Origin of the sequence: Pseudomonas sp. LF-5, assembly GCF_037626295.1 — a bacterium.
Lineage (GTDB): Bacteria > Pseudomonadota > Gammaproteobacteria > Pseudomonadales > Pseudomonadaceae > Aquipseudomonas > Aquipseudomonas monsensis.
In genome coordinates this window covers 18,765-31,285 of sequence record NZ_JARKMT010000010.1, presented here as the reverse complement: position 1 = coordinate 31,285, position 12,521 = coordinate 18,765, and the positions used below count along the sequence as shown (strand labels likewise).

Sequence of the window (12,521 nt, the reverse complement as noted above, 5' to 3'; positions counted from 1 at the left end):
TACGAGACTTCAATGAAGCGATTTTGCTGCCTGTGGGTTATCGGCTGTTTGTGGTTTCCCTTGATGGGCTGGGCGGCGCCTGCGTCCCCGGCGCACGTTGCGCAATTGTCCGCGAGTCAGCAGCAATGGCTGGCACAACATAATGAATTGCGGGTCGGGCTGGTGCTGCAGGCGCCGTACGCGCAATACGACCGGCGTTTGCAGAAGCTCTCCGGGGCCAACGTCGAGTTGATGAAGTGGCTGGCCCAGGCCCTCAATGTCGAATTGAGCTGGCGCAATTTTCCCGATCTGGGACGACTGGAGAGCGCCTTGCGCGAAGGCGAAATCGACGTCGCCCCGGGCCTGAGCCAGACCCCGAGTGCGCTGCGCCTGTGGCAGTTTTCCGACCCGTATATGCGCGTGCCGCAACTGGTGGTCAGTGATCAGAAGGCCAGCGGTGTGGTGGATCTGGAGAAACTCGACAGCCAGACCCGTGTCGCGGTGCGCATGCCCAGTACCACCGCGGATTATTTGCGCGGCACCTATCCCCATCTGAATCTGCAAGGCGTGCCGCTGGAACGTCAGGCGTTGCAGCTACTGTTGAGTCAGCAGGCGTCCTACGCGGTGGTCGATGAGGCGCAACTCGGGCGGCTGTCAGCCGAGCCAGAGTTCGCCGAGCTGGTGGTGGTCGGTGACATTGGCCTGCCGCAATTGCTGCGGGTCGGTACGCGTCGTGACTGGCCGGAGCTGGCCGGTATCGTCCAGAGTGCCTTGCGCGCGATCCCGGCCAAGGATCTGGAGCGCCTGCACAGCCAATGGTTGCAACCCAAGTACCCGCGACTGTCGGAGTCACCGGGGTTCTGGCAGAACCTCAGTCTGTTGTTCGCGGTCATGTTGCTCAGCTGCGTGGCGATTGTGTTCTGGCAACGGCGCCAGCAGCACAGCCTCGAGCAGCGCTTGCTCGCCGCACGGGAAGACATCGCCCTGCGCGCGGCCAGCGAAGAAGCGCTGCGGCTCACGCAGTTTTCCATTGATCAAAGCACGGTCGGCATTCTCTGGGTCAACTGGGACAGCCATGTGCGCTACGCCAACCGGGCGGCGGAAGTCATGCTTGGTTATCCCGTCGGCGGTCTGATCGAGCGACCGCTGATCGACTTCGAGCCGGGTCTGCACATGGACCGATGGCTCAACCTGTGGAAGCGCGCGCGAGCCAGTGAAGAAGGGCCGCTGAGCTTTGAATCCAGCTGCGTGCGTGCCGATGGCGGCATCCTGCCGGCGGACGTGTCACTGAGTTTTCTGCGCTTTCGCGACAGCGAATACCTGGTGGTTTATCTCACCGACGTCACCGAGCGCCGCCGCGCACTCGCCGCGTTGCAGGAAAGCGAGGCGCGCCTGCAAGGCATTGCCGCCAACGTCCCGGGTCTGGTGTTCCGCCTGGAGCGGGCACCGGTGACCGGGCAGATCGACTTTGCCTACATCAGCGAGGGCAGTGAAAGCCTGGTCGGTTACGCGCCGGCCACCATCGCCCATCGCGACATGGGCTTGCGCAGCCTGGTGCACCCGGACGATAAAGCCAGTTACCACCGGACCCAGGATCAGGCGCTGGACACCGACAGCGACTGGTCGTGGCAGGGCCGCATCCTCACGCGTCAGGGCCAGCAGCGCTGGGCCGAGATCAAGGCGATCACCCGGCAACTGGAGGACGGCGCTTATGTCTGGGACGGCATCGTCTGGGACATCACCGAAAGCAAGCGCATCGAACTGGAACTGGCCGCCTCCCGCGAGCAATTGCGCGAACTGTCGGCGCACCTTGAGAGCGTGCGTGAAGAAGAGAAGGCGCGCATTGCCCGGGAGGTGCACGATGAGCTGGGGCAAATGCTCACGGTGCTGAAACTGGAGACGTCGATGTGCGAATTGGCCTACGCGCAGCTCGATCCTGGTCTGAACGAACGGCTGAACAGCATGAAGCGCCTGATCGCCCAGTTGTTCCAGTTGGTGCGGGATGTGGCGACGGCGCTGCGGCCACCGATTCTCGATGCCGGGATTGCCTCGGCGATTGAATGGCAGGCGCGGCGCTTCGAGGCGCGCACGCAGATTCCGTGTCTGGTGCAGGTGCCGGACAATCTGCCGGCGCTCAGCGATGCCAAGGCGATCGGGCTGTTCCGGATTCTGCAGGAGGCACTGACCAATGTGATGCGGCATGCCCAGGCGCATACTGTGGAACTGACGCTGGCGCTGGAAGGCGATGAATTGCGTCTGACCGTCAGCGATGATGGCGTAGGATTCGTCGCCGCTACCGGTCGGCCGACTTCGTTCGGGCTGGTGGGCATGCGCGAGCGGGTGCTGATCATGGGCGGGCGGCTGGTGCTGGAGAGTGAGCCGGGGGAGGGCACCAGCCTGACTGTGTGGGTGCCGGTGAGTGAGGTTTGAAGGTGTGTGGTGTTTGCGCTGACGCTATCGCGAGCAGGCTCGCGCCCACAGGGTTTGGTGTGTGCCTGAAATCTGGAGAAAAAACTTGATCCGTGTACTGGTAGCCGAAGACCACACCATCGTCCGCGAAGGCATCAAGCAATTGATCGGCCTGGCCAAGGATCTGCAAGTGGTGGGGGAGGCGAGTAATGGCGAGCAGTTGCTGGAAACCCTGCGCAGTGTGCCGTGCGAGGTGGTGTTGCTGGATATCTCCATGCCCGGGGTCAATGGCCTGGAAGCGATTCCGCGGATTCGCGCGCTGAACAACCCGCCCGCCATTCTGGTGCTGTCGATGCACGATGAAGCGCAGATGGCCGCCCGTGCCCTCAAGATCGGTGCGGCCGGGTACGCAACCAAGGACAGTGATCCGGCCCTGTTGCTGACCGCCATCCGCAAAGTGGCGGCGGGCGGCCGCTACATTGATCCGGAACTGGCCGATCGCATGGTCTTTGAAGTCGGCCTGACCGATACGCGGCCATTGCACTCGCTATTGTCCGAGCGCGAATTCTCGGTGTTCGAACGCCTGGCCCAGGGCGCCAATGTCAATGACATCGCCCAGCAACTGGCCCTGAGCAGCAAAACCATCAGCACCCACAAGGCGCGGCTGATGCAGAAGCTCAACATCACCTCACTGGCCGAGCTGGTCAAATACGCGATGGAGCACAAGCTCCTTTAGCAACGCTGCACAAACCTGTGGGAGCTGGCTTGCCAGCGATGACGGAGTGCCAATCACATTAATGCCGGCTGACCCACCGCTATCGCTGGCAAGCCAGCTCCCACAGGTTTCTCTGTATGGCCTGAGAGTTTGGGCATATCTGTTAGCGACACGCGCTTTTGCTTGTTCTTGCAGCTTGCAGCTCAACCCTCGCCACTGCCTTATCCATTAGCGCCATCCTTGTAGGGCAATCCCTACCCCCAACCTTCCATCCGGCTGAGGCGATTCTCTCCTGCGCCCCGATTTGCGCGCCTGTCAGCAGCCACTAGGCTTAACCCACAAGCAGTCATCAACAACAAAGGTGTGGGTATGAGCCAGGTCGATTCAAACGCAGGGGCCAGTGATGTGCTGGTCAGCTTTCGTGGAGTGCAGAAGAGCTACGACGGCGAGAACCTGATCGTCAAAGACCTCAACCTGGACATTCGCAAAGGCGAGTTCCTGACCCTGCTCGGGCCGTCCGGTTCGGGCAAGACCACCAGCCTGATGATGCTCGCCGGCTTCGAAACACCGACCGCCGGAGAAATCCTGCTGGCCGGGCGCGCAATCAACAACGTGCCACCGCACAAGCGCGACATCGGCATGGTGTTTCAGAACTACGCGCTGTTCCCGCACATGACCGTAGCGGAAAACCTCGCCTTCCCGCTGACCGTGCGCGGCCTGAACAAGAGCGACGTCAGCGACAAGGTAAAGAAAGTCCTCAGCATGGTCCAGCTCGACGCTTTCGCCTCGCGCTACCCGGCGCAACTGTCCGGTGGTCAGCAGCAGCGGGTGGCGCTGGCGCGGGCGCTGGTGTTCGAACCGCAACTGGTGTTGATGGACGAACCGCTGGGCGCACTCGACAAACAGCTGCGCGAACACATGCAGATGGAGATCAAGCACCTGCACCAGCGCCTCGGCGTGACCGTGGTCTACGTGACCCACGACCAGGGTGAAGCGCTGACCATGTCCGATCGCGTGGCGGTCTTCCACCAGGGCGAAATCCAGCAGATCGCTCCGCCGCGCACCCTCTACGAAGAGCCGAAAAATACCTTCGTCGCCAACTTCATCGGCGAGAACAACCGCCTCAACGGTCGCCTGCTCAGCCAGAGCGGCGAGCGCTGCGTGGTCGAGCTGGGCCGTGGCGAGAAGGTCGAGGCACTGGCGGTCAACGTCGGCCAGACCGGCGAACCGGTGACCCTGTCGATCCGTCCGGAGCGCGTCAGCCTCAACGGCTCGAGCGATCAATGTGTCAACCGCTTCTCAGGGAGGGTGGCGGAATTCATCTATCTGGGCGACCACGTCCGGGTGCGTCTGGAAGTCTGCGGCAAGACCGACTTCTTCGTGAAACAACCGATTGCCGAGCTCGATCCAGCGCTCGCGGTCGGGGACGTGGTTCCGCTTGGCTGGCAGATCGAGCACGTGCGCGCGCTTGATCCTCTTCTAGAGGCGAACTGATCGCCCCGGCAATACCAACACCAACCCTGCACGTGGAGAGAACAATAAATGTTGAGATCCCTGAAGTTCACCGCCCTGACCCTGGGCCTGATGGGTGCGGCCAGCGCGATGGCGGCTGGCCCGGATTTGACCGTGGTGTCGTTTGGCGGGGCGAACAAGGCCGCGCAAGTCAAAGCCTTCTACGCACCGTGGGAAGCGGCGGGCCATGGCAAGATCGTCGCCGGCGAGTACAACGGCGAAATGGCCAAGGTCAAAGCCATGGTCGATACCAAGAGTGTGTCGTGGGATCTGGTCGAAGTTGAATCGCCGGAACTGTCCCGTGGCTGTGACGAAGACATGTTCGAGCAACTCGACCCTGCGCTGTTCGGCAAATCCGAAGACTACGTCAAAGGCGCCATCCAGCCGTGCGGCGTGGGCTTCTTCGTCTGGTCGACCGTCCTTGCGTACAACGCCGACAAGCTGAAAACCGCACCGACCAGCTGGGCCGATTTCTGGGACACCAAGAAATTCCCGGGCAAGCGTGGCCTGCGCAAAGGCGCCAAGTACACCCTCGAGTTCGCACTGATGGCCGACGGCGTAGCGCCGAAAGACGTCTACAAAGTGCTGGCCGGCAAGGATGGTCAGGACCGTGCGTTCAAGAAGCTCGATGAACTGAAGCCGAGCATCCAGTGGTGGGAAGCCGGCGCGCAACCGCCGCAGTACCTCGCTTCCGGTGACGTGGTCATGAGCTCGGCCTACAACGGTCGTATCGCTGCGGTGCAGAAGGAATCCAACCTGAAAGTGGTGTGGAACGGCGGCATCTACGACTTCGACGCGTGGGCCATCCCGAAAGGTCTGGACGCCAAACGTGCGGAAGCGGCGAAGAAGTTCATCGCCTTCTCGGTCCAGCCGCAACAGCAGAAGACCTACTCGGAAAACATCGCCTACGGCCCGGCCAACACCCAAGCCGTGCCGCTGCTGGCCAAGGATGTCCTGAAAGACATGCCGACCACCCCGGAAAACATCGCCAACCAGGTGCAGATCGACGTCAGCTTCTGGGCTGACAACGGCGAGCAACTGGAGCAGCGCTTCAATTCCTGGGCGGCGAAATAACCGAGGGCTCGCTCTCCTGTGGGAGCGAGCTTGCTCGCGAAAGCGCCAGTACATTCAACATTGATGTCGACTGATGCGCCGCCTTCGCGAGCAAGCTCGCTCCCACATTTGGATCTGTGTGCATCAATCGATCGAGGTGGTTCGCCACCTCTGTAACGATCAAAGATTTGCGGAGTACGTCATGGCCATCGCCGTTCCCCTGAACGAGGGCACCAGCCCCACCTTGAAGCAGAAGCTCAAGCGCGCCGAGCGAGTCAACCGCTGGAAGGCCCAGGCGTTGATTGCGCCGCTGGTGCTGTTTCTGTTGCTGGTGTTCCTGGTGCCGATCGTGGCGCTGCTCTACAAAAGCGTCGGCAACCCGGAAGTGGTCGGCGGCATGCCGCGCACCGTGGCGGCCATCGCCAGCTGGGACGGCCGCGGCCTGCCCGCTGAGCCGGTGTACAAAGCCGCTGGCGAAGACCTCGCCGAAGCCCGGAAAAACCAGACGCTGGGCGATTTGTCCAAGCGCTTGAACATGGAATTGGCCGGCTATCGCAGCCTGCTGACCAAAACCGCCCGTGCGCTGCCCTTTGCCAGCGAACCGGCCTCTTATAAAGAAGCACTTGAAGGCCTCGACGAGCGCTGGGGCGATCCGGCCTACTGGCAAGCGGTCAAGCGCAACACCAGCAGCATCACCCCGTATTACCTGCTGGCGGCGGTCGATCACCGCATCGACGACCTCGGCGAACTGGCCCCGGCCACCCCGGATCAGGCGATCTACCTCGACATCTTCGCCCGCACGTTCTGGATGGGCCTGGTGATCACTGTGATCTGCTTGCTGCTCGCCTATCCACTGGCTTATCTGCTGGCCAACCTGCCATCGCGCCAGAGCAACCTGCTGATGATTCTGGTGCTGCTGCCGTTCTGGACCTCGATTCTGGTGCGGGTCGCGGCGTGGATCGTGTTGCTGCAATCGGGCGGGCTGATCAACAGCGCGCTGATGGCAATGGGCATCATTGATAAGCCGCTGGAGCTGGTGTTCAACCGCACCGGGGTCTACATCTCGATGGTGCACATCCTGCTGCCGTTCATGATCCTGCCGATCTACAGCGTGATGAAAGGCATCTCACCGACTTACATGCGCGCCGCAATTTCGCTGGGCTGCCATCCGTTCGCCAGTTTCTGGCGGGTGTACTTCCCGCAGACCTACGCTGGCGTCGGCGCCGGTTGCCTGTTGGTGTTCATCCTCGCCATCGGCTACTACATCACCCCGGCGCTGCTCGGCAGCCCGAACGATCAAATGGTCAGCTACTTCGTCGCGTTCTACACCAACACCAGCATCAACTGGGGCATGGCCACGGCGCTGGGCGGCTTGCTGCTGCTGGCAACCGTGGTGCTTTATCTGATCTACAGCTGGCTGGTGGGCGCCAGTCGCCTGCGCCTGAGCTAAGGGGAATTTGAAATGCTGAGTCCTTACATGTCGCCCATCGAACGGGTGTGGTTCTACAGCTTGCGGATTCTCTGCGGCCTGATCCTGCTGTTCCTGATTCTGCCGGTGCTGGTGATCGTGCCGCTGTCGTTCAACTCGGGGAGTTTTCTGGTCTATCCGCTGCAGGGCTTCTCGCTGCAGTGGTACCACGACTTCTTCGCCTCGGCGGAATGGATGCGCGCGCTGAAGAACAGCATCATCGTCGCCCCGGCGGCGACGGTGCTGGCGATGATCTTTGGCACGCTGGCGGCAATCGGTCTCACTCGCGGTGACTTCCCCGGCAAAGCGCTGGTGATGGCACTGGTGATTTCGCCGATGGTGGTGCCAGTGGTGATCATCGGTGTGGCGAGTTATCTGTTTTTCGCACCGCTGGGCTTGGGTAACAGTTTCTTCTCGCTGATCGTGGTGCACGCGGTGCTCGGTGTGCCATTCGTGATCATCACCGTGTCGGCGACGTTGCAGGGTTTCAACCATAACCTTGTACGGGCGGCGGCCAGCCTCGGCGCTTCGCCACTGACCACGTTCCGCCGGGTGACCTTGCCGCTGATTGCGCCGGGGGTGATTTCCGGGGCGCTGTTCGCCTTCGCGACGTCGTTCGATGAGGTGGTGGTGACGCTGTTCCTCGCCGGCCCGGAGCAAGCGACCTTGCCACGGCAAATGTTCAGCGGGATCCGTGAGAACCTCAGTCCGACTATCGCTGCCGCCGCTACGTTGCTGATCGCCTTCTCGGTGATTCTGCTGCTGACCCTGGAATGGCTGCGTGGGCGCAGCGAGAAACTGCGTACTGCTCAGGTTTAAGGGCCAGATCAAAGGCTTACCCCCTCACCCCAGCCCTCTCCCCCAAGGGGGAGAGGGCTGGGGTGAGGGTTCTTGCTCTGGCCCTCGATGGCTCATTCACCACCTGAATACCAGACAACCCCAAACCCTCGACTACGCTTGTGCTCAGCTCCCACACCTATAAGAGGCTGCGCACGATGAGTCTGTCCCAGTTCAAAATCGCTCACAAACTGATCACCGGCGCCGCAGCCATCGAGCAACTGGCGGCGGAACTCACGCGCCTGGATATCGACAACCCGCTGATCGTCACCGACGCCGCACTGGTCAAATCCGGCACCGTGGAGCTGGCGCTGTGCCAATTGGGTGGGCGCGAATACGAGATTTTCGACCGAGTGCTACCGGACCCGGAAATTGCCATCGTCGAAGACTGCATGCGCGTTTACCGCGAGGGCGGACATGACGGCTTGATCGGCCTCGGTGGCGGCAGTGCCATCGACATCGCCAAAAGCGTCGCGGCGTATGCCGGTTACCACGGCGCGCTGGAAGATCTGTTCGGCGTCGAGCAGGTGCCGCGCAAAGGCCCGCCGCTGATCGCCATCCCGACCACCGCCGGCACCGGTTCGGAAGTGACCAACGTGGCGATTCTCTCCGACAAGGTCGCGCAACTGAAGAAAGGCATCGTCAGCGACTACCTGTTGCCAGACGTCGCGCTGGTCAGCCCGCAAATGACCCTGACCTGTCCGCGCAGTGTCACTGCCGCCAGTGGAGTCGATGCGCTGGTGCATGCCATCGAATCCTATCTGTCGGTCAACGCTTCGCCGATTACCGACTCGCTGGCCATCGGCGCAATCAAACTGATCGCCCGGGCGCTGCCCAAGGCTTACGCCAATGGCGCCAATCTGCAGGCCCGCGAAGACATGGCCACCGCCAGCCTGATGGCCGGCATGGCGTTCGGCAATGCCGGGGTCGGCGCGGTGCATGCATTGGCGTATCCACTGGGCGGTCGCTTCAACATCGCCCATGGCGTGAGTAACGCCTTGCTGCTGCCGTACGTCATGACCTGGAACAAGATGGCCTGCGTCGAACGCATGCAGGATATCGCCGAAGCCATGGGGGTGAAGACGGCTCATCTGAGCGCCACGGAGGCGGCGGATAAAGCTGTGCAGGCCATGACCGATTTGTGTGCGGCGGTAGAAATTCCGCCGGGCCTGCGCAGTTTCGGTGTGCCTGAAGACGCGATCCCGGCGATGGCAGTGGAAGCCGCAGGGATCGAGCGTTTGATGCGCAACAACCCGCGCAGGCTCAGCGCTGCGGACATCGAAAAGATCTACCGCGCGGCGTACTGAGTCGCCGTCGGTCTCGCTCATGGCACAACCCAATCATCGTGGTCACGGTGCGCGCGCGGAAACTTGAGGTATACAATGCGCGCCATCGTGATTTAGCTCAGAAAAGGTGCGTCATGCAGCCCTTCGTAATTGCTCCGTCGATTCTCTCCGCCGACTTCGCCCGCCTCGGCGAAGAAGTGGACAACGTTCTGGCCGCCGGTGCCGACTTCGTCCACTTCGATGTCATGGACAACCACTACGTGCCGAACCTGACCATCGGGCCGATGGTCTGCGCGGCACTGCGCAAGTACGGCATCACCGCGCCGATCGACGCGCACTTGATGGTCAGCCCGGTGGATCGCATCGTCGGCGACTTCATCGAGGCCGGCGCCACCTACATCACCTTCCACCCGGAAGCCACGCTGCACGTCGATCGCTCGCTGCAACTGATCCGTGAAGGCGGCTGCAAATCCGGCCTGGTGTTCAACCCGGCGACCCCGCTGGACGTGCTCAAGTACGTGATCGACAAGGTCGACATGGTCTTGCTGATGAGCGTCAACCCGGGCTTCGGCGGGCAGAAGTTCATTCCCGGCACCCTCGACAAACTGCGCGAAGCGCGGGCGATCATTGATGCTTCGGGCCGCGACATCCGTCTGGAAATCGACGGCGGCGTCAACGTCAACAACATCCGTGAAATCGCCGCGGCCGGTGCGGACACCTTCGTCGCCGGTTCGGCGATCTTCAATGCGCCGAACTATCAGGAAGTCATCGACAAGATGCGTTCCGAACTGGCGCTGGCGCGCCCATGAGCGGTTTTGAGCAGCTGTTCCCGGGGCAACTGCCACGGTTGGTGATGTTCGATCTGGATGGCACGCTGATCGACTCGGTTCCCGACCTGGCGGCGGCGGTGGACACCATGCTGCTCTCCCTCGGGCGCAAGCCTGCCGGCATCGAGTCGGTGCGCGAGTGGGTCGGCAATGGCGCACCGGTGCTGGTGCGCCGGGCGCTGGCCGGCGGCATCGATCATTCGGCGGTGGATGACGTCGAGGCCGAGCACGCGCTGGAAGTGTTCATGGAAGCTTACGGCGCCAGCCATGAGCTGACCGTGGTCTATCCGGGTGTGCGCGACACCCTCAAATGGCTGAACAAGCAAGGCGTGGCGATGGCGCTGATCACCAACAAGCCGGAGCGTTTTGTCGCGCCGTTGCTGGATCAGATGAAGATCGGCCGCTACTTCAAATGGATCATCGGCGGCGACACCCTGCCGCAGAAGAAACCCGACCCGGCTGCACTGTTCTTCGTGATGAAAATGGCCAACATCCCGGCCTCGCAATCGCTGTTCGTCGGCGACTCGCGCAGCGACGTGCTGGCGGCGAAAGCGGCGGGGGTCAAATGCGTGGCGCTCAGCTACGGCTACAACCACGGCCGACCGATTGCCGAGGAAGGCCCGGCGCTGGTGATCGACGATCTGCGCAAGCTAATTCCCGGTTGCCTCGGTACAGCCGCTGAGATAACGTTGCCCGACGCTGCTCAATCCCATTCTGGAAACGCCATCGTGGTGGTCACTCGCAAACTCTGGATGAAAGTCATCAAGGCCCTGGCCCGCTGGCGTTGGCGCGCCTGACTGTTTCCTGGCCGGCCCGCCGGCGCGTTTGCACACCTGACTGTTAGCACCTCACACCACGAGGCACCTCATGATCCGCGAAGAATTCCTGCGCTTGGCCGCCGACGGCTACAACCGCATTCCGCTGGCCTGCGAAACCCTGGCCGACTTCGACACGCCGCTGTCGATCTACCTGAAACTGGCCGACCAGCCCAACTCCTACCTGCTCGAATCGGTGCAGGGCGGCGAGAAATGGGGCCGTTACTCGATCATCGGCCTGCCGTGCCGCACCGTGCTGCGGGTTCACGATCATCATGTGAGCATCACCGTCGACGGCGTCGAGACCGAAAGCCATGACGTCCAAGACCCGCTGGCCTTCGTCGAAACCTTCAAGGCCCGCTACAACGTGCCGACCATCGCCGGTCTGCCGCGTTTCAACGGTGGCCTGGTCGGATACTTCGGTTATGACTGCGTGCGTTATGTCGAGAAACGCTTGGGCAAATGCCCGAACCCGGATCCGCTGGGTGTGCCGGACATTCTGTTGATGGTTTCCGATGCGGTGGTGGTATTCGACAACCTCGCCGGCAAGATGCACGCGATCGTCCTCGCCGACCCGGCGCAAGCCGACGCTTACGAGCAGGGGCAGGCGCAATTGCAGGCACTGCTGGAAAAACTGCGTCAGCCGATCACCCCGCGCCGAGGCCTGGACTTCAGCAAGCAGCAGTCGGCTGATCCGGTATTCCGTTCCAGTTTCACCCAGGACGATTACGAAAAAGCCGTCGACACCATCAAGGAATACATCCTTGCCGGTGACTGCATGCAGGTCGTGCCGTCGCAGCGCATGTCGATCGACTTCAAGGCTGCGCCGATTGATCTCTACCGCGCCCTGCGGTGCTTCAACCCGACGCCGTATATGTATTTCTTCAACTTTGGCGACTTCCACGTCGTCGGCAGTTCGCCGGAAGTGCTGGTGCGGGTTGAAGACAACCTGATCACCGTGCGCCCGATTGCCGGTACGCGTCCGCGTGGCGCCACCGAAGAAGCGGATCTGGCGCTGGAAGAGGATCTGCTGTCGGACGACAAGGAGATTGCCGAGCACTTGATGCTGATCGACCTCGGGCGTAACGACACCGGGCGGGTTTCGGAAATCGGCTCGGTGAAACTCACCGAGAAAATGGTCATCGAGCGTTATTCCAACGTGATGCACATCGTTTCCAACGTCACCGGCCAGTTGAAGGCCGGGCTGACGGCGATGGACGCACTGCGGGCGATTCTGCCGGCCGGCACCTTGTCCGGTGCACCGAAGATTCGCGCGATGGAAATCATCGACGAACTGGAGCCGGTCAAACGTGGTGTGTACGGCGGCGCGGTCGGTTACTTTGCCTGGAACGGCAACATGGACACCGCGATTGCCATTCGCACGGCGGTGATCAAGAACGGCGAACTGCACGTGCAGGCCGGCGGCGGCATCGTTGCCGACTCGGTGCCGGCGCTGGAATGGGAAGAAACCCTGAACAAGCGCCGCGCGATGTTCCGTGCTGTGGCCCTGGCTGAGCAGACACCGGACGCCTGAGCCACGCAAAACACTGGTAGGCCTTCGCCTGCTCGCGATTTCGGTCTGACATTCACCTTAAATGTTGGCTGATCCACCGCCATCGC

At 62.0% G+C, this 12,521-nt stretch carries 10 protein-coding genes; all 10 read left to right on the top strand.

Annotated elements, in window-relative coordinates; translation table 11 throughout:
- The first annotated feature begins 12 nt into the window (after positions 1–12).
- The 10 genes from PseuLF5_RS22775 to trpE all read left to right on the top strand — a co-directional run bounded on the left by PseuLF5_RS22775 (position 13) and on the right by trpE (position 12,435).
- Entirely contained in the window at positions 13–2,409 is a 2,397-nt protein-coding gene (locus PseuLF5_RS22775; protein WP_340134797.1) for a PAS domain-containing sensor histidine kinase, read from the top strand.
- An 85-nt stretch (positions 2,410–2,494) separates the two neighbouring features.
- Positions 2,495–3,124 carry a response regulator gene (locus PseuLF5_RS22770; RefSeq protein WP_123469250.1) on the top strand — a complete coding sequence of 210 codons (630 nt, stop codon included), beginning with the start codon at positions 2,495–2,497 and terminating at the stop codon, positions 3,122–3,124.
- Positions 3,125–3,472: 348 nt separating this feature from the next.
- Positions 3,473–4,597 (top strand): ABC transporter ATP-binding protein, encoded by a 1,125-nt coding sequence (locus tag PseuLF5_RS22765; protein ID WP_123469248.1) that lies wholly within the window; start codon positions 3,473–3,475, stop codon positions 4,595–4,597.
- 48 nt (positions 4,598–4,645) lie between these two features.
- A complete protein-coding gene (locus tag PseuLF5_RS22760; protein WP_128616097.1) occupies positions 4,646–5,689 on the top strand; it encodes an ABC transporter substrate-binding protein in 1,044 nt (347 codons plus the stop codon).
- 181 nt (positions 5,690–5,870) lie between these two features.
- Complete coding sequence (locus PseuLF5_RS22755) at positions 5,871–7,118, top strand: ABC transporter permease (protein WP_123469244.1); 1,248 nt, start codon at positions 5,871–5,873, stop codon at positions 7,116–7,118.
- A gap of 12 nt (positions 7,119–7,130) precedes the next feature.
- A complete protein-coding gene (locus tag PseuLF5_RS22750; RefSeq protein WP_123469242.1) occupies positions 7,131–7,955 on the top strand; it encodes an ABC transporter permease in 825 nt (274 codons plus the stop codon).
- A gap of 176 nt (positions 7,956–8,131) precedes the next feature.
- Complete coding sequence (locus PseuLF5_RS22745; RefSeq protein ID WP_123469240.1) at positions 8,132–9,280, top strand: iron-containing alcohol dehydrogenase; 1,149 nt, start codon at positions 8,132–8,134, stop codon at positions 9,278–9,280.
- A 113-nt stretch (positions 9,281–9,393) separates the two neighbouring features.
- Positions 9,394–10,068: a ribulose-phosphate 3-epimerase gene (gene rpe, locus PseuLF5_RS22740; RefSeq protein ID WP_003228808.1), complete on the top strand. Its 675-nt coding sequence runs from the start codon at positions 9,394–9,396 to the stop codon at positions 10,066–10,068.
- Positions 10,065–10,883: a phosphoglycolate phosphatase gene (locus PseuLF5_RS22735; protein WP_340134796.1), complete on the top strand. Its 819-nt coding sequence runs from the start codon at positions 10,065–10,067 to the stop codon at positions 10,881–10,883. Before rpe ends, PseuLF5_RS22735 begins: the two co-directional genes overlap by 4 nt.
- A gap of 70 nt (positions 10,884–10,953) precedes the next feature.
- Entirely contained in the window at positions 10,954–12,435 is a 1,482-nt protein-coding gene (trpE, locus tag PseuLF5_RS22730) for an anthranilate synthase component I (protein ID WP_340134795.1), read from the top strand.
- Positions 12,436–12,521 lie beyond the last annotated feature (86 nt).